Genomic DNA, 25,565 nt, shown 5'->3' with positions numbered 1-25,565 from the left:
GCCCGTTTTTTACATCCTGATGGATTAGTCGCGTTTGATAGAACGAGACATACCAGCAAAACGTTGTTTGAATTTGTCGATACGACCACCAGTGTCTACATTCTTTTGTTTACCAGTGTAGAATGGGTGGCAAGCTGAACATACGTCAAGATAAAGAGTTTCTTTACCAACAGCTGAACGTGTTTCGATTACGTTACCGCAAGAGCAAGTTGCAACTAATTTTTCGTATTTTGGGTGAATATCGGCGCGCATGGTCGATTCTCCTAAGTTAAGAAAGGTTATGCTGTCATCGCAATTGACCACTCTCATAGCAACTATGAGGAATGCAAAAAGCAGGTCAACACCATCACAGACCATTCTTTTGGCTCACCGAAACTCTAGGTTAGGGCTAAGCTCAACAAGTCGGCATATTATACAGGAAAAAACTCACAGATACGAATGCTTTATTCGTATGGGTTAATTATTGCGTGCGTTGTGATCTTGCTGAATCAACTCGATTTTATAGCCATCTGGATCTTCAACAAATGCAATTACGGTAACACCGCCCTTCATTGGCCCAGCTTCACGTACGACTTTACCACCACGAGCTTTGATCTCATCACACGCCTGATACGCATCATCAACTGCAATCGCAATATGCCCATAAGCATTGCCTAACTCATAACTTTCAGTATCCCAGTTATAAGTCAGCTCCAATACGGTATTATGCTCTTCATCACCATAGCCAACAAAAGCCAATGTAAAACGACCTTCTTCATAATCACGGCGACGCAGTAAAGTCATACCGAGTACTTCTGTATAGAATGCCAATGAGCGTTCTAAATTACCTACACGTAACATGGTATGTAACATGCGCATAAAATTAGTCCTCTTGTGAAGTTTTTACGGATTGATGATCTTTTAATAATTTTGCGACCCAAACCACCAAGAATAAAATTGGAATACCTATTAAGGTGGTCATGAGGAAAAATTTCGGATAACCAATATGAGTCACAATAGTACCCGAATATCCACCCATAATTTTAGGTGTTAAGGTCATGAGTGAACTGAAAATCGCATATTGTACAGCAGTAAAAGATACACTGGTCAGGCTCGATAAAAATGCAATAAACGCAGCTCCAGCTAAACCTGAAGCCAAGTTATCTACCACAATCGCGAAATATAACCATAATTTACTATAAGGTTTAATAACCTTACCTTTAATTTCTGTCACTGTTTGATCTTGCTGCACCGCATTCAACGGTTGCAAGTCAACATCTAGCTGTTGTGCAATAGAACCACCCAGTGTGTAGCGCTGCTGTGCTTGTACGATTTGTGCTGGAGCATGAATAAAATTCACTTGGGCAGTCAATTGTTTAGAGGTTGATTTTGCCAGAACAGCACCATCAATCGCTGTACTAAATATACCCGCATCATCGAGTTTTGCAGGATAGCTCTGTCCATCAAGCTGAATCATGACAGGAACATCGGTTTGTAATTGATCTTTTTTCACACCAGCAAGTTGCCCTTTGATTGCAATACTTTGCTGTTGTTCTTGCGTCGAAATTTGATTGTCACTGGTCACGGGTAAAAACTGGATTTGTGGCTGTGCCTTTGCTTTTAAATAAGTCAAACTAAATTCAGCTTTAGAATTTGCCTGATCGGCATATTGCGCTTGCACCTGAATATGCTGGGCCTGCATAAGAACCTGATTTGGCACTTTAACCGACCAGTACCCGACATCATCAGGCTGAACACGATAATGCTGCTGCCCTACAGTGAGTTCAACCTGCCCAAGTGGCTGTCCAGATTTGACCAAGCCAATAAAAATAAGATTAGTTGTACTTGCAAATACAGCACCCACAAACATGAGTTTCATAATATTCATGCGCTGTGCCAGCAAACCACCGCAGAAACCGCCAAATAAAGAGAAAATGACGCCATAAACTTTCACAGCTTCTGCAATTTGCTGCTTACTAAAGTTCAGGTCTTGATAAAACACATTGGAAATTACGCCAGCAATAATGTCTGAAATACGGTAAAAACCAATCAGCAGCAATAAAAATAAGGCTAATTTCACCCCATAGCGTTGGAAAAAATCCTGAATCGGGCTGACCCAGGTGTCCATTGCCATCTGACGGTTGACCACCCCTGCTTTGACAAGCACCGTACCCACCAACAAAGCCACAGCAGCCGAGCCTAAAAAGCGAACTGCTTCAAAGCAAAATAGCAAAAAGCTGTCCTGAATTTCCAAGCTTTTCTCAAGCGCCACGATCAGATTATTTGAAAAAACATAGCTCACAACAAAACTGATCACAGCCACAAAGAAAACGCAAACTAGGCGAAAATAATCCTGACGCTGATAATTTTTGGAGACTCGGTTTACTTTTGGCTCACGAATCATCAATGTCGTGATAATACCGACCAACATGACGGCTGCCATGGCCAAATAGGTATATTTCCATGCCGCATAAATATAATTACCTTTTGATGTACCTAACGATGCGGCTAAAAACAGCGCTCCAGCCCCCGCAACAATCATTCCAATGCGATAACCTGCATTGTAAGTTGCAGCCAAAACGGTTTGCATTTCTGTGTCAGCCAGTTCAATTCGATACGCATCTATGACAATGTCTTGTGTTGCAGCAGAAAAGCCGAGAAGAACCGCTCCAACGGCCATCTGAATTAAATAACTTTGCCCCAATGATGGATCAGAAAATGCCATAATGCTAATCGCACAGATAATGAGGCATTGAGCAACAAACAACCACCCTCGGCGATGCCCCAAGGCTTTGGTTAATACAGGCACAGGTAACTCATCAATGAGCGGCGCCCAAACAAATTTAAAGGAGTAGCCTAACGCTGCCCAGCTAAAAAATGTCACGGCACTTTTATCAATGCCAGCCTCACCCAACCATAGAGATAAGCTAGAAAAAATCAGTAAAATCGGAATCCCCGCAGAAAATCCCAGAAACAGCATAATCAAGGCACGGCGATCTAAAAAAGCACGAAAGGCGTGTGTCCAGTCTTGGCTTTGTGAGGTCATTGCGCTGCGGTTTTCCATAAGATTTAAAGCTGCTATTTGAAACCTTTCGGTCAAATGTTGCAACCTGAAAGCATCAGAATATTGCTTTTTTCATGTTAATTTATTCATGCCGCTTGATCTTTATAGGCAAACCTGTATACCTTTAAATTGCCAATCAACATTTGTTGTGGATTTAAAAACCGTGACCCAAAGACTCGATCAAATGAATTCTGTACTTTCTGCAAATCAACTTAATAGAAGTAAACAACTCCACAAGGACTCTCCCATCTCTGCATTTGATCAACCTGAAATACAACAAACACTAGAACAAACTGAGTTAAAACCAGAACAACTGACCCACATTCCCGACTGGGAAAAAATTCCAGCATCGACCAAACGCATCAAACCGCTAAATAACTTTTTAGGGCAAGACCGTGCGCGTGCTTCTGTTGAAGCAGGAATTGCTTTACCTTACGCGGGTTATAATATTTTTGCGGTGGGTACAGCTGGTTTAGGTAAACGTACCATGATCAAGCGTTTGCTCAAGCAACACGCCAAAACCATGCCAACACCAAATGACTGGGTCTATGTCAATAATTTTCAAACCCCACGTCAGCCGATAGCCTTATGTTTCCCTGCTGGGCAAGGCACCAAATTTCAAAATGCGTTGCATCAGGCATGGCAAACCATTTTAAAGCAACTTGAACGGCGTTTTAGTGCAGAAACCTACCACAACCGTATTGAACAGATTCGTCAGGAAACTGGACAAGAACAGCAACTTGCGCTAGTCGAATTAACTAAAGAAGCTGAAGATTTCGACCTGAAACTGATTTCTCGCAACGAACAGCACACTTTTGTTCCCGTCTATCTCAAAGATGATGTATTGCAAGAAATGTCACAAGATGATCTTGATGCATTAAGTAGCAAAGAACGCGCTGAAATTGCAACCCACATGCGCTACATGAACAAAAAACTGGAACGCTTAGGGTTACACTTGGGCGATCTGGAAGACGATGCGCGCGATCAAGTATCTGACTTAAACCGTGATATTGCCAAACAGGTGGTCATACCTCGCATTGATCTAATCCTAAATAAATTTCAAAATATTCAAGGTTTGGAACAATTCCTTAAATCATACGCCAACGATATTATTGATAATGTTGAAATGATCCTGGATCAGGATGAAGAAGACTTCTCTCCTGCCCTGTTTAGTCGTATTCCTGCACGTTACCAAGCAAATGTAATTGTCAGCAATACACCAAACAGTGGTGCGCCAGTCATTTTTGAAGATTTCCCAACCCATTACAACCTGTTGGGTCATGTAGAACAGCTCACCCAAAATGGTACGATCACTACCGATTTTACTTTAATTCGTGCAGGTGCTTTGCACCGTGCCAATGGCGGCTTCTTAATGCTAGAAGCAGAGCAACTGCTTGAGCAACCCTATGCATGGCAAGGCCTGAAACGCGCCCTGAAATCGGGGCAGCTTAAGCTGTCGTCTTTGGAGCACATGCTGACTTTAACGGGCAGCATCTCGATTGAACCTGCATCTATTCCGCTACAGCTGAAAGTCGTCTTACTGGCTGAACCTGAAATTTATTATGAAATTTTAGAACTTGAGCCAGAGCTTGGAAGTGTGTTTAAGATTCGTGCTGACTTTACCGACACACTACAGCGCAATGAAAGTAATGAACAAGCCTATATGCACCTGATTGCAGACTATGTTCAGGCAGATAAACTGTTACCATTTGACCGTAGTGCGCTTGCAGCACTTTTGACTGATTCAAGCCGCCAAGCTGAAGATCAAAGCTCATTGTCATTACATGCTTCGACTTTGGGAGATTTGATTCGTGAATCTCATCATCATGCCTTCCAGGCGGGTGATAAAATGGTGACAGATAAGCATATCAATACAGCCTTACAACATCGTCAGTATCGCTTAGGCTATTTAAGAGAATTATATTGGCAAGATCTTTCTCGTGGCACACAACTGATTGAAACCCAGAGTTATCGCTTAGGGCAAATTAATGCGCTTTCCGTGATTCATTATGCCGATGTTGAATTTGGTTTACCCTCTCGCTTGACTGCTTCAGTGTATCAAGGCGGCGGGGACATTCTCGATATTGAACGTAGCGTTGAACTCGGCGGTTCTTTGCATGCCAAAGGCGTGCTGTTGATGTCAAGTTTCTTAAAAGCCCACTTTGGTCGTGAACAAATTCTGCATTTCTCCGCAGCCTTAGCTTTTGAGCAAAGTTATGGACAGGTTGATGGTGACAGCGCTACTGTTGCCGAATTATCTGCCCTCATCTCTGCAATTAGCCAGCTACCGATTGACCAGTCGTGGGCAATTACGGGCTCCATGAACCAATTGGGTCAGGTGCAACCGATTGGCGGTGTAAATGCCAAAATTGAAGGCTTCTATGATGCCTGTAAATTGCAAGGTTTGACAGGCAAACAAGGCGTGATTATTCCACGTCAAAACATGCAGCATTTAATGTTACGTCAAGATGTGATTGATGCTGTAAGTGAAGGTCAATTCCATATTCATGCGATTGATACGATTGATCAAGCCTTAGAAATTCTCATGGCACGTCCAGTTGGCAAATTGGATAAAAAAGGTAATTACAGCAAGCATTCGATTTATGCAGCAGTAATGGAACAGCTTGAGTACTGGCAAGCCATTGAAGATGGCACGATTGAGGAAGAGGAAGAAAAAGCCAAGAAAAAGAAAAAAAAGAAACCTAAGAAAGAAGAGAAAAAAGTCAAAGTGGACGATGTCGAAACTACTGTTGAGGAAACTCAGGAAGTCGAAATGGTTTTAAAAAACAAATAGCCTTTAAGGCTCATACAATAAAGCCAGTCAAATGACTGGCTTTATATTTTTAAGATCCGACTGGATTACTTCACATAGAAAGTTTCAATTACTTTGCCTTGTAAAGTTTGCCCAATAAGCGGAGTATTTTTACCTTGAGAAACAATACTGTCTTTAGACACTTGCCATTCTAGCTCAGGATCAACCAACACCCAGCCCGCTTCTGCTTGCCAGCATTCAAGTATTTTTGCGACACGAGCAGGTGCAATCGTCACTTTTTCAACCCATTCAAGCGGAGTGAACAAGCCTTCACGAACCAGTTGTGTTCCCAAAGCCACATAGGTATCGAATGCACTGATGCCTGGCTCAGTTTCAGCAAAAGGTAACATTTTCGCCGAACTGCTCAGAGGTTCATGATGTGTACAGATCGCATCAATCACACCAGATTTTACCGCTTCGCGAAGCTGTGCTTTGTCTTGTTCTGCACGAAGTGGTGGACGGACATGGGCAAGCGAGTTAAAGCCATCAATCAACGCATCGGTTAAATGAAGCTGGTGCATCGCAACGTCAGCCGTGACGGGTAAGCCTTTGGCTTTGGCCGCAGCGATCAACTCAACTGAGGCACCGCTTGAAAGCAAACTAAAGTGAGCGCGAACACCTGTCACTTCAATCATTAACAGATATTTAGCAATCGCAACCGTTTCCGCAATGCTTGGAATCATTGGCAAGCCTTGACGCGATGCCACGAAACCTTCATGCACACAGCCATCTTTTGCTAACTGATGCTCTTCTGGATAAAACACTACAGTTAAGCCCAAACCTGCAGCGTATTCTAAAGTGCGAATGACCACATCATCATCTTGAAATGCAGCATTGGCATTGGTGACAGCACTACAACCACCCTTTTTCAAGCCAGCCATATTGGCAGGTTGTTTGCCATTTAAACCTTGCGTTTGTGCACCAATAATATGCAAATGGATTTTGCCATCTTGCCAAGCTTTTTCGACCAAGCCCTGAATCAATGCGCCATTGTCCTGCACAATTGGCTTTGAATCTGGTGGAGTAATTACATGCAGAATACCATTTTCACGTGCTGCTTTACCTTCTGACTTCAGAGTACCATGTTGTTGCTGACCTGGTTCACGGACGCGCGCACACAAATCCACCATACTTGGCATGAGCCATTTGCCCTGACCGTTAATCACTTGATCAACTTCTGTCAATTCTGCAACGCGTTTGCCCTGATCTAAATAAATGGTTTCGACGTGGTCTGTTTGTTGAACTGGATCTAACACACGTACATTTTCAATTTTTACACGACTCATGTGTCTCGCCCTTATGCCGAAATTGCTTCAATTAAACCTTTATCTTGCAACTGACCTTGCATTGCCAGCGCCAACACTGCCATACGTACGGCAATCCCGTTGGTCACCTGATGCAAAATCACCGACTGTGAACCATCAGCAATGCTTGATGCAATTTCAACACCACGGTTCATTGGCCCTGGATGCATCACGATGCAATCAGGTTTGGCTAACGCCAGACGTGTTTCATTCAGACCGTACATTTTGTGAAATTCAGATTGCGATGCCAATGCAGGCGAATCAATTCGTTCATTCTGAATACGCAAAGTAATAATCACATCACAGTCTTTGACACCTTCATCCATATTGTTAAACAAACGAACTTCACTGCCGTATTCTTCAAAACCAATTGGTAATAACGTGTTTGGCCCAATCACACGAATATCTTTACAACCCAATGTCTGTAAAGCTGCAACATCGGAACGCGCTACACGTGAATGTTTAATGTCACCAATAATCGCGACGCTTAATGCTTCAAACGGCTTTTTGGTTTCGCGGCGGATGGTCAACATATCCAGCATCGCTTGGGTTGGATGCGCATGACGACCATCGCCTGCATTAATAATTGCTACATTTGGACAAACATCTTTGGCGATAAAATGCGCCGCACCTGAAGAAGAATGACGCACCACAAAAATATCGGCAGCCATTGCTTCAAGGTTCCACAGCGTATCCCGCAGGGTCTCACCTTTTGAAGTACTTGAACGTGCAATATCAATATTGAGCACGTTGGCAGAAAGGCGTTTTGCCGCCGCTTCAAAAGTGGTACGAGTACGGGTCGAGTTCTCGAAGAAAAGATTCATTACCGTGCGCCCTTCAAGCAGTGGCGAGGTAATTAGTTGATTATTTTCATTGATAAAGGTCTGAGCTGTATCAAGAATTTTGGTGAGGGTCTGTTTGGAAAGACCTTCGATGGTCAAGAAATGCTTAAGATTGCCATGTTCATTGAGTTGAATCTGACTCGGAGTATGCAATGCAGCCAAATGCATGAGAGATTCCTTGTACATTAAGTTAACGCATTATACAGATAATTTTATTAATCTCGCAGTTGAAGTTTTCAACAATTGGGATTTTATCTACCAGAAAAAATGCGTCTGGAATAAATAAATCACGTCATATAGCCCATTTAAGCAGCGCATTTTAAAAAATCTGAGCTTGCATTTTAATCCACAAGTTTTCCTGTAAAAAATACGCTAAAATAGCCGTTTGCTTTGCTGCTTTTGGAAATTTACATGACTTCGACACCTCGTCTTTCTACATATTGGGTTACCTGTGCAGATGGACTTGAAACCTTACTCCAAGAAGAATTACAAGAGTTAGGGGTTCAGCACATTGAGCGTCTGGCTGGGCGCTTGATTTTCAAAGGCACATTGGAACACGCCTATCGTATTTGCATGTGGTCACGCTTGGCTTCACGTGTACTCATGCCGATTCATACTTATGAACTTGAACACAGTCACGATGCGCGTGATGTTGCCGAAGAACTCTATGAAGGTGCCATCAGTTTTGACTGGTCACTTATTTTTGCACCACAAAGTACCTTTGCCATTCGTTTGCATGCTGAACGTGAAATTAAGGTCAATACTCAGTTTGCCACGTTGCGCGCTAAAGATGGCGTTGTCGACAGCTTTATGGAAGCTGTTGGTCGCCGCCCAAGTATTGATACTAAACAACCTGAAATTACTCTTTATATTTTGGCGGGTAAAACTGAGCATACTTACTGCCTTGATTTATCGGGCGACTCACTGCACAAACGTGGCTACCGTCGCTATATGACTGACGCGCCAATTAAAGAAAACTTGGCAGCAGCAATTTTAAATAAAGCAAAATTAGCACAGCGTCGACCTGAAATTTTCCTTGACCCAATGTGTGGTTCAGGTACGTTTATTATTGAAGCACTGATGATTTTGACTGACCGTGCCCCTGGTTTAGTTCGCCGTTTTGGCTTCAACGGCTGGCATGGACACGATAATGAATTATGGATGGACATTAAAGCAGAAGCAGCTCAACGCCATGAAACTGCACTGGAGCAACCTTTACCACAGTTCTATGCCTATGATGCCGACTGGGAAGCGGTAAAAGCCACCCGTCAAAACATTATGGCGGCAGGTTTTGAAAAGCTACTCGATGCGATTCAAATTGAAGAACGTACGCTTGCAGACTGGCCAGAGTTTGACCACAGTAAATCAGCCATGATTGTCACAAACCCTCCATACGGTGAGCGTTTGGGTGAAAAAGCCTCTAACCGTGCTTTATATCTTGGTTTATCTGCGAAATTACAGGAAAATTTCCCGAATCAATTCGCTGCCATTATTGCTTCTCAGATCGAACAAGCCGATGTATTGGCACTAAATGAACCTGAAACGTTACGTTTAATGAATGGTAAATTACCAATTTACATTCGTTTGGGACAAATTAAGCCGCAAGTACAGACTCAACCCTTCCTTGCAACATGGCAACCGCAGCAGTTTGAAGAAATTGAAGGTGCTCAAGACTTTGCCAATCGTTTGCAAAAAAATATGCAAGCATTGAAAAAATGGGCAACCAGCGAAAATATCTATTGCTTACGTCTTTACGATGCAGACTTGCCTGATTTTAACGTGGCGATTGATGTTTACGGTGATCGCTTGCATGTTCAGGAATATGCTCCACCGAAAAAAATTGATCCTGAAAAAGCCAAAAAACGCTTTAACCTTGCCCTTGCTGCAATTCGTGCAGTCACAGGTCTAGGTCGTGACGCGATTTTCATTAAAACTCGCGCGCGTCAGGAAGGTAAAAACCAGTACACCAAGCAAAGTACAGCTTCGAAACGCTTTATCGTACAAGAAGGCAAAGCCAAAATTTTGGTCAACCTGACTGATTATCTGGATACAGGCTTGTTCCTTGACCACCGTCAAATGCGTTTACGTATTGCCCGAGAAGCCAAAGGCAAACACTTCTTGAATCTGTACAGTTATACATCAACAGCCAGCTTACATGCAGCACTTGGCGGTGCAGCCAGCACTACCAGTGTCGATTTGTCCAATACGTACATTAACTGGTCAAAAGAAAACTTTGTGCTCAATGGTTTAACTGTTGATCATGCAGATGAACAACATATGTTCTACACCAGTGACTGTTTCGAGTGGCTCAAAGAAGGTCATGAGCAATATGACCTGATTTTCATTGACCCGCCAACCTTCTCCAACTCGAAAAAGTTTTATGGCACATTTGATGTACAACGTGACCATGTGTCTTTAATCAAACGCGCCATGAACCGCTTAAGTACAGATGGAACTTTGTATTTCTCGAACAACTATCGTGGTTTTGAATTTGATGAAGAAATCGAAGCCATGTTTGTAGTAGAAGAAATTACGCAGGAAACTATTGGGCCTGACTTTAAGCGCAATCAGAAAATTCACCGTGCTTGGAAAATTCAGCATATTCCAACCTAATTGAATGTGACTGCATCAAAAATAAAAATGCCAAGCAATCGCTTGGCATTTTTATTTATATTTAGATGCGTTTCAGTTAAGGGTAACTGAACTGGCCATTTTCATATTTCACAGCAAAATCAATTTTGTCGCCATTCATCTTGCCATGCCCCATTTGTACAATTTGCGGTAAAGCGCGATCATAATCTTGATCTGACACTCCTGAAGGCATTTTCCCTGACAAGTTCATCATATTCCGTAAGAACTGTTTATCCATACTGGCATTGGCTTGGAATTGTGTAGACAGAGGTGTTTTGGTACGAAACTCTTGCATATCTGCATACTGGTTGGCTGTCAGTTTACCTTGTAAATCTGCCGTGAGTTTTGACTGACCCAGCTCAATTTGGTTACCTTTAGACTCATAACTAAAACCATGTGCAGCAATTTTGAGCATCTGCTGATTTAACTGTTGTCGTTGAGCTTGGCGTGCTTCAAAACTACAAACTTTATTGTTGCTGTTGGCTAACTGAATAAATTCCTGTAATGCCTGCGTATCAAGCCCTATTAGGTTAAAATTCAGTTTGATATTCTTCAGTTTTTTATCATCTATTTGCATCTGATCAATTGACCAATTCGCTTTAACTGAGGTTTCTTTTTCTTGAACATCTGCCTCTGTGGTCAATTGCAATTTGTCTAATTCAACATTCTTTTTAAGTCGAGAAGTCTGATCCAATAAAATCATTTTCTGGATGGAAAATTCAGTTTTTCCAGAATCCAATTTCTGCCCCAGAAAACCTTGATCTGCCTTGAATTGCATACTTTGCAAACTCATATAATTATTGCCATTTCGCAGAGTAAAGCCAGGCATTTTTAAATCAGCTTGCGTTACACGATATTTTCCATCTTCTTTTTTGAGCTTCAATGTTCCATTGATACCATTCCAAACAATCTGGAAATCATCTTTTTGCTGATCAACTGATGGACTCGTCACTTTCACATTGACTGTACCAAACCAATTCAGTTGAGAATCTAACTTCATAAAAGATTGATTTTTAAGTAACCACTGATATGCCTCAGCATCTTCTCCTTTTAAGTCAAAGTTGACATCCGACTGAATATGGTAACCATTCCAAGAACGCTTAATATGATCCACGCCTTTAATCACGACAAAGTCTTGAGGCTTACATGGGTCTGGAACAATTTTATAAGACCAGTTCGCATCACCTGACCATAAACCCATTTTTACTTGGGAATCCTGCTTTTGAATGAGCGGATGCTCTACAGCCTGTTTCTGGTTATAGTAGTCATTTAAACGATGATCCGCATAAAAATTCGCACCGACAACACTACTCGCAAAAATGCCGCCGATAGCGACAGCAATAATTTTCTTTTGCATAAAATAATTTCTCTAAAATGAGTTTAAGTTTTATTTGATTATGTTTGTTTGCACAGCATACGATATTTTTAAAAAAATACAATTTTTATCATTAAAATACTTATTTCATTCATGTTTTATTAAAGAGCCATAAAAAACCTCATACCCAAGTTTTGAGTATGAGGCGATTTTATATCAGATCAATAGATGTAAGTCTTAACTGAGTTTCATTTTACTAAACTGTAATTGCCCATTTTCAGCACTAATCACAATGTTATCGCCTGGCACAAATTCTCCAGATAGAATTTTTTGTGCCAGACTATTTTCAACCTGTTGTTGGATTGCACGTTTCAAAGGACGAGCACCATAAATTGGGTCAAAACCAGCATCAATCAATGAATCAAAAGCACTGTCTTCAATAGTCAAACTCATGTCTTTCTCTGTCAAGCGGCTACGCAAACGGCTTAACTGAATATCGGCAATACCACGGATTTGCACTTTTTTGAGTGAATGGAAAATCACCAGTTCATCAATACGGTTGATAAACTCTGGGCGGAAGTGCTGACTTACTGCATTCATCACCACAGTGCGAATTTCATCATCTTGAGCATGCTCACCAAGTTCACGGACATCTTGTGAACCCAAGTTAGACGTCATGACAATTACGGTGTTTTTAAAATCAACCACTCGACCTTGTGAATCAGTTAAACGCCCGTCATCCAAGACCTGCAACAGAATGTTAAAGACATCAGGATGGGCTTTCTCAACTTCATCAAACAGAACCACACTATAAGGTTTGCGGCGAACTGCTTCGGTTAACACACCGCCTTCTTCATAGCCAACATAACCTGGAGGTGCACCAACCAAACGGCTCACCGAATGTTTCTCCATGAATTCACTCATATCAATTCGAATCATGGCGTCATCACTGTCAAACAGGAAATTCGCTAAGGCTTTGGTCAACTCGGTTTTACCCACACCTGTTGGCCCCAAAAACAAGAACGAACCACTTGGGCGATTTGGGTCAGACAAGCCAGCACGAGAACGACGTACGGCATTAGAGACAGCAACAACGGCTTCATCTTGACCAACTACACGGTTATGTAAAAACTCTTCCATATGAAGCAATTTTTCACGTTCCCCTTGCAGCATTTTAGAAACAGGAATCCCTGTTGCAGCGCTCACAACTTCTGCAATTTCATTGTCAGTGACTTTGTTACGCAATAGTTTTGGTTCTTCAGATTCCTCAACTACTTCATCCTGTGCCAGTTGTTTTTGCAACTCTGGAATCACACCATATTGCAAGCGACTAGCTTCAGCTAGATCACCATCACGAATGGCTTTTTCCAAAGCAACACGAGCTTTATCTAACTCAACCTGTGCTTTTTTATCGCCCTCTGCCAAAGTTTTTTCAGCTTTCCAGACTTCTTCCAGATCATTGTATTCTTGCTGAACTTCAATAATCTGTTTCTCTAAATGCGCAACTTCGGCTTTACTGCCCACATCTTGATCTTTTTTCACGGCTTCAAGCTGCATTTTCAACTGAATCAGGCGACGTTCCAGTTTATCTAATGCTTCAGGCTTCGAATCAAGCTCCATTTTTATGCGAGATGCCGCTTCATCAATCAAATCAATCGCTTTATCTGGCAACATGCGATCTGTAATATAACGATGTGACATTTTCGCTGCCGCAATAATGGCTGAATCGAGAATTTTCACACCATGATGCACTTCATAACGCTCTTTCAAACCACGTAAAATAGCGATTGTATCTTCCACACTTGGCTCATCGACCAAAACTTTTTGGAAGCGACGCTCTAAAGCAGCATCTTTTTCAATATATTGGCGGTATTCATCAAGGGTGGTTGCACCGACACAGCGTAGCTCACCACGGGCCAATGCAGGTTTAAGCATGTTACCTGCATCCATCGCACCATCAGTTTTACCTGCACCGACCAAGGTATGTAATTCATCAATAAATAAGATGACCCGACCTTCTTGTTTTGCCAAATCATTCAGAACAGCTTTGAGGCGCTCCTCAAATTCGCCACGATATTTGGCGCCTGCAAGTAATGAACCTAAATCTAGAGATAAAACTCTTTTATCTTTAAGGCTTTCAGGAACTTCACCATTAATAATTCGCTGTGCCAAACCTTCAACAATCGCGGTTTTACCTACACCTGGTTCACCAATCAGCACTGGGTTATTTTTAGTACGGCGTGACAAAACCTGAATAGTACGACGGATTTCATCATCACGCCCAATGACAGGATCTAGCTTGCCTGATGCAGCACGCTCTGTCAGGTCAATGGTATATTTATTTAAAGAGTCACGCTGATCTTCGTGAGTATTGCTCATGACTTTTTCGTTGCCTCGAATTGATTCGATTACTTTGCGCAAGCCTTCAACGGTTACGCCCGTATTATTTAGTATGTTTTTTGTTGCGCCAACTTCTGCTAACGCCAACAACACCCAATCTGTTGATAAAAACTCATCCCCTGCTTTTTGTGCATAGCGATCTGCCAAGTTCAGCATTTTGACCGCATCGGGATTCAGATTAATCTCTCCTGTTGGGTTGGCTAAAGTCGCCGCATCATTTAACGCTTGATCCAGCTTTTGTTTTAATTCTGGTATTCGTGCTCCTGCCTGTTGCAACAAGCTAAGATTTGAAGCTTCTTTTAAGAGTGCCGCCAGAATATGAATGTTATCGATTGCAGTGTGATCTTTTCCCATTGCTAAAGACTGTGCATCGGATAAAGTCTGTTGCAATCGATTGGTGAATTTTTCAAATTGCATTATTGTTATACCTCATCATCAATTTGCTACTTAACTAATACATGGGAACACTTATTCAAATTTCAAATTTTTTTCTATGATTTTTCAAATATTTATAAAAAATCATTATATATTATTCAGTAATAATATGTGGCTCATTTTAATTTTTTTCAAGTCAAAAAATTAAAATTTCTGCACAAAAACAAAAAAGCCAGTTCATATAAACTGGCTTTTCTTTACACGGCATATTTTATACTACTTCGACAATTTCAAAGTCATGGGTAATTTCTACACCACCACTTGAAAGCATCTTACTTGCAGAACAGTATTTTTCTGCTGACAATTCAACCGCTTTTGCAACCTGCTTTTCTTTCAACGCCTTACCTGAGACGATAAAATGTAAATGAATTTTGGTAAAGACTGCAGGAACTTCGTCAGCGCGCTCTGCCTGTAACTGACATTCAACGTTACTAATTTCCTGACGAGCTTTTTTTAAAATGGTTACAATATCAAACGATGCGCAGCCACCGAGTCCCATCAGAATCAATTCCATAGGACGTGGACCACGGTTTTCACCGCCATATGCAGGTGATCCATCCATTACCACACTATGACCACTCTCAGACTTTGCTTCAAATGCAACATTCTCGAGCCATTGAACCGTTGATCGCATTGCAACTACCTAAAAAAAAATATAGATTACTGTGTGCTAATACACTAACACAATTTATTTAGAGAAGGAATTTAACCGTAGATATTAACAGAAACCAAAAGCTATCTTTTTACTTCTTATTTTGTGGAACAAGAAAACATGTCGGCTAATCTCTTTCCATTCGCGAACGATGCATTATCTCCTAACCATTTACCAGAATCGGTCAAGGCTTTATTAAAACGCGCCTATATTAATCGGTATCCTAAGCGCACGAGCATCATCGAAGTGGGTAGCGAATCAAAATCTCTATATTTAATACTAAAAGGTTCTGTTTCTATTTTACTCAAAGAAGATGATGACCGCGAAATTGTTGTAGCTTATTTAAACGCAGGTGATTTTTTTGGCGAGATGGGGCTATTTGAAACTGAACCGCTACGCACAGCTGAAGTCCGTACTCGCGAAGTCTGTGAAATTGCAGAAATCTCTTATGAGAACTTCATTGAGCTGAGCAAGCAATATCCTGACTTAAACTACACCATTTTTGCTCAGTTGGCACGCCGCCTCAAAAATACCACCCGCAAAATGACCGACCTCGCATTTATTGATGTGACAGGGCGTATTGCACGCTGTTTAATCGAACTGGCCCATCAGCCAGAAGCGATGCTATTACCCAATGGTCGCCAGATTCGCATTACCCGTCAGGAAATCGGGCGTATTGTAGGTTGCTCACGTGAAATGGTTGGACGCGTCCTTAAATCGCTTGAAGATCAAGGGATGATTGAAACAGAAGGCAAGGCGATCCTCATTTACGATAGTGCACTAGAAAACTCTGAAGATTCCAACCATTCTGTATAAAGAATTGATCGGTCAAAGCAAATCTTCGGATTTGCTTTTTTATTGAGCCAAATAATCACAACTAGAGGTGCTTTCATGAAATTCAATCCGCTTGCACATACAGGTATTCAACTGCCTGAAATTTGTTTAGGTACAATGACCTTTGGTGAACAAAATACACAAGCAGAAGCTTTTGACCAGCTTAACTATGCACTGGATCAGGGTTTGTATTTTTGGGACACCGCAGAAATGTACCCAGTACCGCCCAAAGCAGAAACACAAGGTGCAACTGAGCGAATTATTGGCAACTGGATTCAACAACATGGGCAGCGTGATCGGTTATTTCTTGCATCCAAAATTGCTGGGCCTAGTTTTGGAGGTAGTGCTATTCGCCAAGGCCTAACTCGCTTTAATCGTCAACATATTCAACAAGCACTAGATGGTTCTCTGCAACGACTACAAACCGATTATATTGATTTATATCAACTCCACTGGCCAGAACGTCATACCAATTTCTTTGGGCACTTAGGCTTTGGCAATCAGCTTGCAGCCAAACATGAACACGATCTCACTGCCTTGGAAGAAACTCTAGATGCATTGCATCAGGAAATTCAAAAAGGTCGAATTCGTTTTATTGGCCTATCCAATGAAACACCTTGGGGAACCATGAAATTTCTGCATCTGGCTGAAAAAATGAACCTGAGCAAATTTGTAACGGTGCAAAACCCATATAACTTGTTGAACCGTAGTTATGAAGTCGGTATGTCTGAAATTGCCAAATATGAAGGTGTTGGTTTACTGGCGTATTCCCCTCTCGCATTTGGCATGTTGACAGGTAAATACCGTAATGGCGCAAAACCTGCCAACGGGCGAATTAGCTTATTTTCACGGTTTAGTCGTTACACCAACCCTGAATGTGAATGGGCAACTGAACAGTACGCACAACTTGCTGAAAAACATGGTTTAACACTAACTCAACTTGCGCTTGCATTTATTAAACAGCAGTTTTTTGTCACCAGCACCATTATTGGCGCAACTTCAATGGCACAGCTCAAAGAAGATATTACTGCCTTTGATATTGAATTGAATGAAGAAATCTTACAAGAAATTGAAGCCATACATAAACAGCAACCCAACCCAGCTCCATAGACAAAAAAGGATGCAACAGCATCCTTTTTTAATGTCATGACTGAGGTTTATCTACGGCTATTATATATTGCCATTGCTGCTGGTAAGTTCCTGCGCATTGCATCAATACGCTGTGAATTTGAAGGGTGCGTTGACAAAAATGCTGGACCACCTGCCCCTTCAAGTTTATTCATTTTTTCCCACAGGCTAAGTGCTGCTTGCGGGTTATAGCCCGCTTTTGCCATGAGCATTAAACCACCATAGTCAGCACGGCTTTCCAGACTACGGGAGTATGGCAATCCTACACCAACCTGACTACCCAAGTCTAAAGCTGCTGAGCCCAAGCCACCTGCTGCATCACCAACATAAGACTTGCCTACATTAACTGCCAAATTGGTCAAGGCTTGTGCGCCTAATTTGTTTTTTGAATGTTCTTCCAAGGCATGCGTCATTTCATGCCCCATCACCGCAGCGATTTCAGCATCAGTTAAATTCAGCTTGTTGACAATGCCTGTATAAAATACCACTTTGCCACCTGGAGCAACATAAGCATTGACTTCATCTGACTTTAAAACTGCAAGTTGCCATTGGAATGCTTGCCCAGTCTGGTTTGCCTGATCCGCATAAGGCTGCATCCGTGATAGTACGGCATTAATACGTCTATAGGTACTCGATGATGTATCAAGCTGTCCTTTTTGCTGCGCATCTTGCTTCATCTTTGCAAAGCTGCTTGCTGCGCTGGCATTTAAAGTTGCAGAGTCAGCACCAGCCATATCTGCAATTGTTGTACATCCAGTCATACTAACAACAGTAGCCAATCCTAAGCTCAAAATGAGTTTATTGTTCATTATTTCAGAAACTCCAAATTTAAATTCACATTCAAATTATTGAATATTTTTGTATTATAAAATATAAAATTAGAACAGAACTCCTGACCTAAAGGTTAAAATATTATATTTATGTAATACTGGCGTTATTTAAACATAAACAATAACCAAAAAATCAAACACCCCACATTTAAAGCAAAGTAAACATTTGATACAGATTTAATTTTCTCTTCAAGCTGTAAACTATCCCGCCTAACCAACAAAAATGTATTTTGAATCAGTACAATAGGAACAAAAATGCAGACCAGCACAACACTCAACCCCACAAAAGCAGACATCAATATATGTGGATCTCGGGTTTGTTGAGATGCGATCAGCATGGCAAGCGTTGGCGCACCACCTAAAGCAAAGAGAAAAGAATAAAAAATTGTTTTTGAAATATTAGGTTGTAACTGCATTGGCACCCCTATCCAATTGATAGCATTTTATTGGAGTTTTAATCATAAAGGCTCAAAAAATAAAGTGAACTTTGGTCGGGTCAAAGTTTCACTGCATAAAAAAACCGCGACACAAAGATCGCGGTTTTTTAACTTATCTGATCTTATTACGCAGAAAATGGATGACGTAATACGATAGTTTCTGCACGGTCTGGACCAGTAGAAATGATGTCAATTGGACATTCAATCAACTGCTCAATACGTTTGATATAAGCAATCGCATTGTCAGGAAGTTGTTCCATGCTGGTTGCACCAACAGTTGACTCAGACCAACCTGGCAGTGTTTCATAAATTGGTTTTAAGGCTTCATATGCAAGTGCATCAGAAGAACCAACACAACCAGAATCTGCTGCTTCATAGCCCACACAGATTTTCACTTCTTCCAAGCCATCTAGAACATCAAGCTTCGTTAAGCAAATACCAGAAAGTGAGTTGACATCGACTGAACGGCGCAGAATTTCTGCATCGAACCAACCACAACGGCGTTGACGACCAGTTGAAGCACCAAACTCATGTCCTACAGTACCCAAGTGTTTACCAATTGCATCGCCCTGATCAGCCGCTGCATCATAAACAAGTTCTGTTGGGAATGGACCTGCACCTACACGTGTTGTATACGCTTTAGTAATACCTAGCACATAGTCAAGGTGTAATGGACCAAGACCTGAACCAGAGCTTACGCCACCAGCAGTGGTGTTTGAAGACGTTACATACGGATATGTACCGTGGTCGACATCAAGAAGAGAACCTTGCGCACCTTCAAACATGATGTTTTGACCATTTTTACGATAGTTATGCAACTCAGTTGTTACATCTATCACCAATGGAGCAACCACTTCACGCCATTGATCACAAAGCGCAAGTACATCTTCCAACTTCACTGCTTCTACACCGTAGAATTGAGTTAACTGGAAGTTATGGTATTCAAGTAACTCAGTTAATTGCGCAGTAAGATGTTCACCACCGCGAACCAAGTCAGCAACACGTACAGCACGACGAGCAACTTTATCTTCGTATGCTGGACCAATACCACGACCTGTTGTACCGATTTTCGCATTACCACGTTTTTTCTCACGTGCTTGGTCTAATGCAATATGGTTTGGAAGAATAAGCGGACAGTTTGGAGAAATACGTAGACGCTCTTTTACAGGCACGCCTTCTTTTTCCAAAATGCTCATTTCTTCAATTAGCGCAGCAGGAGAAAGTACAACACCATTGCCAATTAAGCACAGTACGTTGTCACGTAAAATACCAGATGGAATGAGGTGCAATACTGTTTTTTTACCACCAACGACAAGTGTATGCCCTGCATTGTGTCCGCCTTGATAACGAACGACCGCAGCCGCTTGATCTGTGAGCAGGTCAACGATTTTACCTTTACCTTCGTCGCCCCATTGGGTACCGAGTACCACAACATTCTTGCCCATAATAGCCTCATTACATCATGCTGTTAAAATTGAAAACTTAATCAAGTGACATGAACACCTGATTCAGCGCTTAAATTTTCTCGATTGTCCACTCGCCTGCAACTTGCACCAATTGATGCGTTGCGTATGGCACAGAGTTTAAATCATCATTACCCAACAATTGAATTACACTTAAGCCTTGCGCTCGAGCCTGTTCAATTGCTTTCATCAGATCTGCATCAATCCCTTTGGGTGCAACCACAGTGCTGACTTGTTTGAACTGACCCGCACATAGTGCATATAAGTCACAGCTAAAGCCTGTTGCAGGACGGGAGCGTCCAAAATGTTCGCCAATACCATCATAACGACCACCTTGTGCCAGTGGTGCTGCACGATTTGGCGCATAAACTGCGTACATCAAACCCGTATGATAATGATAAGAACGTAACTCAACGACATCTATACCAATATCCAGGTTTTCCCAACGTGCACGAATTTGTGCATGCGTGGTAATGACCGCTTCTAAAGCTTGTCTAAATGCAGCATCCGTCAAAACTGCGGGGCTTAGATTGGCTTGCAGAGCATCTAAATCACTTGAATAACGTCCAAGTGCATAAAAATCTGAACCGAAGTTAATTGACTGGGTAAACTCGGCCAGTTCAGGCAAGGCTTTACGCTGATAAAGATCAGAAAGCTGGTGTTCTGTTTCTTTATTCAAACCGGCTAACTTGACTAAACTACGGAATAATCCGACATGCCCTAAATCTAGATGGACACCGTCAATCAGATCTGCTGTTGCCAATAGATTCAACATGACATCGACCATTTCTACATCAGCATCGATACTGTCATGTCCAAATAATTCCGCACCAATCTGTAATGGTGCACGCGAGGTATTAAACCCTTGTGGTTTCGTATGTAATACCGTGCCCGCATAACAATAACGTGCTATGCCTTGAACAGGACGTACATGCGCATCGATACGTGCCACTTGCGGTGTCATATCGGCACGAACACCGAGTAATCGACCTGAAAGCTGGTCAATCACTTTAAACGTGGCTAGGTCTAAATCTTGATTCGATTCGGAAAGAGAAGATAAAGATTCGATGTATTCGATAAATGGCGTGTACACCAACTGATAACCACGCGATGCGAGGAAATCTAATGCTTTACGACGCAATGCTTCTACGACTTGCGCTTGTTCCGGTAATACATCAGCTACACCATCAGGTAATAACCATGTCTCTGAAATGGGCATGTTGTAAACCTAAATTTTTGCCTGCGCGGAAGTAATCCGCATAAAAAAATCGGGAACACACCCGATTTCTCATAGTCTAGCACGTAAGATTAGGACATGCACTGAGATTTTTATATTTTATTAGACCTCTTTCATGAGAATTTATACCCTCCTCATTGTTTTTCCTGAGTAAAATTGAAATCTATTTCAATGAAGCACAAGAAAAATAAAATGGGATAATTAGAGAAATCTATTCATCATATTGCATCATTCAGATAGTTTTCTGCGCTTTCAATTTTTGCAAAATTTAAAGCATGCAAATTATGTCGTTTGTGCATCCTGAATCGCAACATCATGCCCAAACTGCAAACTGACAGTTTAAAAACAGCTTTATTGAACAGCTTTTAGGTTAATAGCAATATTCACTCAACAGTATGGTTCGCCTCATGCGAGAATAAGCTAATACAGTGGCAATTCTGTAGTCTGTTTGATTTTTTGCAGTGGAATCTCAGTTTTGACATTTTGAATCCCTGAAATTTTATTCAGCCGCTGAATTTGAAATTGTCGGTAAGCTTCCAGATCAGATACCACAATTCTTAAGAAAAAATCACAATCTCCTGCCATGAGTTGACATTCGACTACTTCTGGTAAATCAGTAATCGCCTCAACAAACTGATTTACCGTTTTGGCATCTTGCTCTTTCAGCCAGATACGAGCAAAAACAGTCAGCCCCAGATTGACTTTGGCGGGATCAACCAGTGCAACATACCTTTCAATTACACCTTCATCTTCAAGCTGTTTAACTCGACGCAAGCACGGAGACGCAGATAAGCCAACCCGTTGTGCCAACTCATTGTTTTGCAATTTCCCATCATGCTGTAACGCTTGCAAAATACGTCTGTCGATCTGATCCATAATTCACACCAAGCATTTAAATGCTAATTTTTATTAATTCATTAATATAATATATCAAAATAATAAAATTCAAAGCTAATTTTAGCGACAAATACTTTAACAATTGCCATAAACTATTTTTCTGTTTTTGTAATACTCCAGTTAGGTTTATAGACATGTTGACGCTTAAAAATACGGCGCAAAGCCTGAATGATTCAAGTGATTTTGTTGAGTTCAAACGTGGATTAAAAATGTCTATACCTATGCTACTCGGGATTATTCCTTTTGCGCTGGTTTTAGGTACCCAAGCCACTCAAAAAGGCTTTAGCCTGCTCGAAATTCCATTATTGACAGGTTTAAATTTTGCAGGTGGTTCAGAATTTGCCATTTTAGAAGTCTGGACCAATCCGCCACACATTTTTGTCTTGATGTTTATTACTTTTTTAGTCAACAGTCGGCATTTGCTCATGGGTGCTAGCCTTGTTCCCTACCTAAAGCACTTACCCAATAAAAAAGTCTTACCCGCACTATTCTTTATGTGTGACGAAAGCTGGGCAATGGGGCTTGCCAACGCGCAGCAAAACTCACATTACAAATTGAGCCAGCAGTTCAACATGGCTTTTTATTCAGGTGTCTGTTTTGCCTTATACAGCATGTGGGTCGTATTTACCGCGCTCGGTGGTGCAATTGGTCCTGTGCTAGGTGATGTGACTCGCTGGGGCTTTGATATGGCATTTCCCGCGGTGTTTCTAGTGTTATTATGTGGCATGTGGCAAGGTTTTTACGCAGCACGCCCTTGGTTCGTCAGTTTAGTTGCTGCGGTATTGGCATACCTGTATTTGCCTCAGGGCTGGTATGTACCTGTAGGGGCAATTTGTGGGATTGCTTCAGCATTCTTTTTAACTGGAGATGAAGCATGATTCATTCAATGACTTTGCTTGCCATTATTTGTGTTGCACTGACGACCTATGCTACGCGGGTATTAGGCTATCTTTTACTCAAAAATAGAACCTTGTCTGTACGACAAAAACGTATTCTTGAAGTTGTGCCAGGTTGTGTGCTGATCTCTGTCATCGCCCCGTATTTTGTACGGGACAATCCAGCAGACTTTATTGCGATGGCAATCACTTTACTGGCAGCATCGCGTTTTTCTTTATTGCCAACGGTTATGCTGAGTATGCTTTCTGCCGCTGCCTTACGCTTAATCTGGCTACATTAACTGCAGCCAAAGACAATATTATTTGTCTTTGGACTGTACTAGTTGCGCTAGCACATGCAGTATTTCAACCTGTTGTTTTTCAAGCTGTTGTAATTTACCCGATGTCCTGTCCAATACTTCTTGTTGTGTGTGCATTTTCTTGACAAGATCCTGCATAATTTCTAAAGTCTTTTTAAGATGATCTTCCAAATGTGTTACTTGTTGTTTCAGTTGATGATTTTCAGACAGATCACTTAAATCTTGACGCTGATTTTTAACCTGCATCCATACCACAACCATAACGACTACAATGAGTAGACTGGTTAATCCCCAAAGCCAAATCAGCATCATTTAGTTACCCTATTTTATTCATTTTTAAGTAAAAGATTCGCACAAATCCAGCAAGCGATTTGCATAACCCCATTCGTTATCATACCATGCAAATACTTTTGCCTGACGTCCCACCAACATAGTTTGAGTAAAATCAACAATTAAAGACTCAGGTGAATGGTTAAAATCACTTGACACCAACACCTCATCCGTTACCGACATAATTTCGGCATAATAAGTATCTGCAGCTTGTTTTAAGACTGTATGTAATGTCTCTATACTCAGTGCCTTTTGTGCAACAAAACTTAAATCAATCGCAGCAACATTAATGGTTGGCACACGAATCGAATACCCATCAATCCGATCTGCCATTTTTGGCATGACTCGTTTTAATGCTCCTAAGGCGCTCGATGTCGTTGGAATAATATTGTGCCCTGCTGCACGTGCACGGCGTAAGTCACGATGTGCATGATCAAGCACTGACTGATCAGCAGTCACTGCATGAATTTCTGTCATTAACGCAGTTTCAATACCAAAATTGTCATCCAGAATTTTTACCAATGGCACTAAAGCTTGTGTAGTACACGACACACTGGAAATAATTTGATCACTGGCTTTAACCTCTAAATGGTTAACCCCATACACCACCGCAATATCGACACTGTCAAACGGCGCAGCGCCAATAATCACACGCTTTGCGCCTGCAGTTAAATGACGTGTTGCCGCCTCACGCGAACGAAACAACCCTGTACATTCGAGTACAACATCAATATTGAGTTGATCCCACGGTAACTGTTCTGGCTGTGAACCACGGAATACCTGAATTTTAAGGGATTGTCCTGCGCTTTGTACCGACAAAAATGTATCGCCCTGCTCAGTGACAATCTGTGCCTGACCTTTAAAACGACCGTGCGTAGAATCATACTTAAATAGGTGTAACAAAGTTTCAACATCAGCAATATCATTAATAGCCACAATATCGAAGTGAAACTGTTTTGGATTCTCAAACCATGCACGAATTACATTGCGTCCAATCCGCCCAAACCCATTAATTGCGATTCGCTGCATGATCATCATTTCCTAATAACGAAAAATTGAGTGAGTTATCTTAAAACATTCAAGATAGTGATGATAGTTCAATTGCTCATATTTCAAATATAATTTAAAAACAATTATCTGCATGTTCATTAAAATATAATCAAGAATATTTTTTGTGTTTGATAAAGAATATACTCAACTTAAATGATCGCTAATCAAGCTATTCTCAATTGATGCATTATTTCAATGTCATCATCATGACTACAATATATTTTTAAACCAAAAATGCTAAATTTTAAACAATATTTTGAGGAAAGAAATCTATATGAAAATTTGAAATTTAATCAATATCACAATAACAAGGCAGCCAATTTTCTGTTCAATATCCTACAATTCAAAATAATCATGTAAACAATGCACTTTTATATTTTTACACCACAATGGTCAATTTATTAAATATTTTTAAAATCAAAATCTTAATTAAAAAATAAGTTCACCTCTTCGTCTTTCTTGTACCAGTTTTCAAGGTTACTGGCTATATGGCTGAAATTTAAAGAAAACCCACAGATTTCATCTCCCGAAAGCATATATCAAACATAGACTTATTTCATAGATTTGTCGTGATTTACGCCTAAAATCATTGGTCATACCCTGATTTTTCGTTATAATTTGGCGTTTTTAAATTATCAGCCTCGTATTAATCGGTTTTACTATTTTAAAAGATTTGATTTAATGCGTTTAGCCAAAATGATTAGATGGAGTGACTTGTTGTGAGTACACG

21 protein-coding genes are annotated in these 25,565 nt (G+C 41.1%); 6 read left to right on the top strand and 15 right to left on the bottom strand.

Annotated features, from left to right (window positions below):
* Window positions 1-24: 24 nt before the first annotated feature.
* The 3 genes from rpmE to ACX1N5_RS01445 all read right to left on the bottom strand — a co-directional run bounded on the left by rpmE (window position 25) and on the right by ACX1N5_RS01445 (window position 3,025).
* Entirely contained in the window at window positions 25-252 is a 228-nt protein-coding gene (gene rpmE / locus ACX1N5_RS01455; protein WP_004752972.1) for a 50S ribosomal protein L31, read from the bottom strand.
* Between the two features lie 204 nt (window positions 253-456).
* Entirely contained in the window at window positions 457-858 is a 402-nt protein-coding gene (gloA, locus tag ACX1N5_RS01450) for a lactoylglutathione lyase (protein WP_458800206.1), read from the bottom strand.
* A gap of 4 nt (window positions 859-862) precedes the next feature.
* A complete protein-coding gene (locus ACX1N5_RS01445) occupies window positions 863-3,025 on the bottom strand; it encodes an AmpG family muropeptide MFS transporter (RefSeq protein ID WP_458800273.1) in 2,163 nt (720 codons plus the stop codon).
* Between the two features lie 181 nt (window positions 3,026-3,206).
* On the opposite strand from ACX1N5_RS01445, the gene ACX1N5_RS01440 reads away from it, so the two are divergent.
* Complete coding sequence (locus tag ACX1N5_RS01440; RefSeq protein WP_458800204.1) at window positions 3,207-5,837, top strand: Lon protease family protein; 2,631 nt, start codon at window positions 3,207-3,209, stop codon at window positions 5,835-5,837.
* A 65-nt stretch (window positions 5,838-5,902) separates the two neighbouring features.
* Here the strand turns inward: ACX1N5_RS01440 and ACX1N5_RS01435 are convergent, their stop codons facing one another.
* Together ACX1N5_RS01435 and ACX1N5_RS01430 are read right to left on the bottom strand one after the other, a co-directional pair.
* On the bottom strand, window positions 5,903-7,141 hold the full coding sequence (locus tag ACX1N5_RS01435; protein ID WP_458800202.1) for a dihydroorotase: 1,239 nt from the start codon (window positions 7,139-7,141) through the stop codon (window positions 5,903-5,905).
* Between the two features lie 11 nt (window positions 7,142-7,152).
* Window positions 7,153-8,169 (bottom strand): aspartate carbamoyltransferase catalytic subunit, encoded by a 1,017-nt coding sequence (locus ACX1N5_RS01430; RefSeq protein WP_004752983.1) that lies wholly within the window; start codon window positions 8,167-8,169, stop codon window positions 7,153-7,155.
* Between the two features lie 243 nt (window positions 8,170-8,412).
* On the opposite strand from ACX1N5_RS01430, the gene rlmKL reads away from it, so the two are divergent.
* Complete coding sequence (rlmKL, locus tag ACX1N5_RS01425; protein WP_213073275.1) at window positions 8,413-10,614, top strand: bifunctional 23S rRNA (guanine(2069)-N(7))-methyltransferase RlmK/23S rRNA (guanine(2445)-N(2))-methyltransferase RlmL; 2,202 nt, start codon at window positions 8,413-8,415, stop codon at window positions 10,612-10,614.
* 76 nt (window positions 10,615-10,690) lie between these two features.
* Here rlmKL and ACX1N5_RS01420 read toward each other — a convergent pair whose 3' ends face one another.
* The 3 genes from ACX1N5_RS01420 to ACX1N5_RS01410 all read right to left on the bottom strand — a co-directional run bounded on the left by ACX1N5_RS01420 (window position 10,691) and on the right by ACX1N5_RS01410 (window position 15,416).
* Complete coding sequence (locus tag ACX1N5_RS01420; RefSeq protein WP_458800199.1) at window positions 10,691-11,989, bottom strand: DUF945 family protein; 1,299 nt, start codon at window positions 11,987-11,989, stop codon at window positions 10,691-10,693.
* A gap of 195 nt (window positions 11,990-12,184) precedes the next feature.
* Window positions 12,185-14,764, bottom strand: coding sequence for an ATP-dependent chaperone ClpB (gene clpB, locus ACX1N5_RS01415; protein ID WP_458800197.1), 2,580 nt, complete (start codon window positions 14,762-14,764; stop codon window positions 12,185-12,187).
* 229 nt (window positions 14,765-14,993) lie between these two features.
* Window positions 14,994-15,416, bottom strand: a complete 423-nt coding sequence (locus ACX1N5_RS01410; protein WP_004752992.1) for an OsmC family protein — start codon at window positions 15,414-15,416, stop codon at window positions 14,994-14,996.
* 138 nt (window positions 15,417-15,554) lie between these two features.
* Here ACX1N5_RS01410 and crp point away from each other — a divergent pair, with 138 nt between their 5' ends.
* Window positions 15,555-16,250 carry a cAMP-activated global transcriptional regulator CRP gene (gene crp / locus ACX1N5_RS01405; RefSeq protein ID WP_458800195.1) on the top strand — a complete coding sequence of 232 codons (696 nt, stop codon included), beginning with the start codon at window positions 15,555-15,557 and terminating at the stop codon, window positions 16,248-16,250.
* A 75-nt stretch (window positions 16,251-16,325) separates the two neighbouring features.
* Window positions 16,326-17,378: an NADP(H)-dependent aldo-keto reductase gene (locus ACX1N5_RS01400; RefSeq protein WP_458800193.1), complete on the top strand. Its 1,053-nt coding sequence runs from the start codon at window positions 16,326-16,328 to the stop codon at window positions 17,376-17,378.
* A gap of 47 nt (window positions 17,379-17,425) precedes the next feature.
* Here ACX1N5_RS01400 and ACX1N5_RS01395 read toward each other — a convergent pair whose 3' ends face one another.
* The 5 genes from ACX1N5_RS01395 to ACX1N5_RS01375 all read right to left on the bottom strand — a co-directional run bounded on the left by ACX1N5_RS01395 (window position 17,426) and on the right by ACX1N5_RS01375 (window position 22,239).
* Window positions 17,426-18,205 (bottom strand): M48 family metallopeptidase, encoded by a 780-nt coding sequence (locus ACX1N5_RS01395; RefSeq protein ID WP_116726304.1) that lies wholly within the window; start codon window positions 18,203-18,205, stop codon window positions 17,426-17,428.
* Window positions 18,206-18,330: 125 nt separating this feature from the next.
* Window positions 18,331-18,642: a hypothetical protein gene (locus ACX1N5_RS01390; protein WP_131380759.1), complete on the bottom strand. Its 312-nt coding sequence runs from the start codon at window positions 18,640-18,642 to the stop codon at window positions 18,331-18,333.
* Between the two features lie 146 nt (window positions 18,643-18,788).
* Window positions 18,789-20,108, bottom strand: coding sequence for an adenylosuccinate synthase (locus ACX1N5_RS01385; RefSeq protein ID WP_131380761.1), 1,320 nt, complete (start codon window positions 20,106-20,108; stop codon window positions 18,789-18,791).
* A 70-nt stretch (window positions 20,109-20,178) separates the two neighbouring features.
* Window positions 20,179-21,345, bottom strand: coding sequence for an ATP phosphoribosyltransferase regulatory subunit (locus tag ACX1N5_RS01380; RefSeq protein ID WP_131380762.1), 1,167 nt, complete (start codon window positions 21,343-21,345; stop codon window positions 20,179-20,181).
* Between the two features lie 438 nt (window positions 21,346-21,783).
* The gene (locus tag ACX1N5_RS01375) at window positions 21,784-22,239 is read right to left on the bottom strand and encodes an Lrp/AsnC family transcriptional regulator (protein ID WP_045793657.1); all 456 of its coding nucleotides are present in this window, start codon (window positions 22,237-22,239) and stop codon (window positions 21,784-21,786) included.
* A 155-nt stretch (window positions 22,240-22,394) separates the two neighbouring features.
* Here ACX1N5_RS01375 and ACX1N5_RS01370 point away from each other — a divergent pair, with 155 nt between their 5' ends.
* Complete coding sequence (locus tag ACX1N5_RS01370; protein WP_458800190.1) at window positions 22,395-23,138, top strand: AzlC family ABC transporter permease; 744 nt, start codon at window positions 22,395-22,397, stop codon at window positions 23,136-23,138.
* The gene (locus tag ACX1N5_RS01365; RefSeq protein WP_458800188.1) at window positions 23,135-23,437 is read left to right on the top strand and encodes an AzlD family protein; all 303 of its coding nucleotides are present in this window, start codon (window positions 23,135-23,137) and stop codon (window positions 23,435-23,437) included. Before ACX1N5_RS01370 ends, ACX1N5_RS01365 begins: the two co-directional genes overlap by 4 nt.
* Before the next feature lie 18 nt (window positions 23,438-23,455).
* Here the strand turns inward: ACX1N5_RS01365 and ACX1N5_RS01360 are convergent, their stop codons facing one another.
* Window positions 23,456-23,767 carry a hypothetical protein gene (locus tag ACX1N5_RS01360; protein ID WP_458800186.1) on the bottom strand — a complete coding sequence of 104 codons (312 nt, stop codon included), beginning with the start codon at window positions 23,765-23,767 and terminating at the stop codon, window positions 23,456-23,458.
* Window positions 23,768-23,791: 24 nt separating this feature from the next.
* Window positions 23,792-24,814: a type I glyceraldehyde-3-phosphate dehydrogenase gene (locus tag ACX1N5_RS01355; RefSeq protein WP_458800184.1), complete on the bottom strand. Its 1,023-nt coding sequence runs from the start codon at window positions 24,812-24,814 to the stop codon at window positions 23,792-23,794.
* Window positions 24,815-25,565: the final 751 nt, after the last annotated feature.

Source organism: Acinetobacter sp. ANC 4636, assembly GCF_054454555.1.
This window is presented reverse-complemented; position numbering and strand designations above follow the sequence as displayed.

Excerpts from the sequence above, each read along its gene's own strand:
- clpB (WP_458800197.1), bottom strand. The coding sequence starts at position 14,764 with ATGCAATTTGAAAAATTCACCAATCGATTGCAACAGACTTTATCCGAT.
- ACX1N5_RS01430 (WP_004752983.1), bottom strand. The coding sequence starts at position 8,169 with ATGCATTTGGCTGCATTGCATACTCCGAGTCAGATTCAACTCAATGAA.
- crp (WP_458800195.1), top strand. The coding sequence starts at position 15,555 with ATGTCGGCTAATCTCTTTCCATTCGCGAACGATGCATTATCTCCTAAC.
- ACX1N5_RS01370 (WP_458800190.1), top strand. The coding sequence starts at position 22,395 with ATGTTGACGCTTAAAAATACGGCGCAAAGCCTGAATGATTCAAGTGAT.
- ACX1N5_RS01390 (WP_131380759.1), bottom strand. The coding sequence starts at position 18,642 with ATGCAGTTACAACCTAATATTTCAAAAACAATTTTTTATTCTTTTCTC.
- ACX1N5_RS01380 (WP_131380762.1), bottom strand. The coding sequence starts at position 21,345 with ATGCCCATTTCAGAGACATGGTTATTACCTGATGGTGTAGCTGATGTA.
- rlmKL (WP_213073275.1), top strand. The coding sequence starts at position 8,413 with ATGACTTCGACACCTCGTCTTTCTACATATTGGGTTACCTGTGCAGAT.
- ACX1N5_RS01360 (WP_458800186.1), bottom strand. The coding sequence starts at position 23,767 with ATGATGCTGATTTGGCTTTGGGGATTAACCAGTCTACTCATTGTAGTC.
- ACX1N5_RS01420 (WP_458800199.1), bottom strand. The coding sequence starts at position 11,989 with ATGCAAAAGAAAATTATTGCTGTCGCTATCGGCGGCATTTTTGCGAGT.
- ACX1N5_RS01355 (WP_458800184.1), bottom strand. The coding sequence starts at position 24,814 with ATGCAGCGAATCGCAATTAATGGGTTTGGGCGGATTGGACGCAATGTA.
- rpmE (WP_004752972.1), bottom strand. The coding sequence starts at position 252 with ATGCGCGCCGATATTCACCCAAAATACGAAAAATTAGTTGCAACTTGC.
- ACX1N5_RS01410 (WP_004752992.1), bottom strand. The coding sequence starts at position 15,416 with ATGCGATCAACGGTTCAATGGCTCGAGAATGTTGCATTTGAAGCAAAG.
- ACX1N5_RS01365 (WP_458800188.1), top strand. The coding sequence starts at position 23,135 with ATGATTCATTCAATGACTTTGCTTGCCATTATTTGTGTTGCACTGACG.
- ACX1N5_RS01375 (WP_045793657.1), bottom strand. The coding sequence starts at position 22,239 with ATGGATCAGATCGACAGACGTATTTTGCAAGCGTTACAGCATGATGGG.
- gloA (WP_458800206.1), bottom strand. The coding sequence starts at position 858 with ATGCGCATGTTACATACCATGTTACGTGTAGGTAATTTAGAACGCTCA.
- ACX1N5_RS01400 (WP_458800193.1), top strand. The coding sequence starts at position 16,326 with ATGAAATTCAATCCGCTTGCACATACAGGTATTCAACTGCCTGAAATT.
- ACX1N5_RS01385 (WP_131380761.1), bottom strand. The coding sequence starts at position 20,108 with ATGGGCAAGAATGTTGTGGTACTCGGTACCCAATGGGGCGACGAAGGT.
- ACX1N5_RS01395 (WP_116726304.1), bottom strand. The coding sequence starts at position 18,205 with ATGAACAATAAACTCATTTTGAGCTTAGGATTGGCTACTGTTGTTAGT.
- ACX1N5_RS01445 (WP_458800273.1), bottom strand. The coding sequence starts at position 3,025 with ATGACCTCACAAAGCCAAGACTGGACACACGCCTTTCGTGCTTTTTTA.
- ACX1N5_RS01435 (WP_458800202.1), bottom strand. The coding sequence starts at position 7,141 with ATGAGTCGTGTAAAAATTGAAAATGTACGTGTGTTAGATCCAGTTCAA.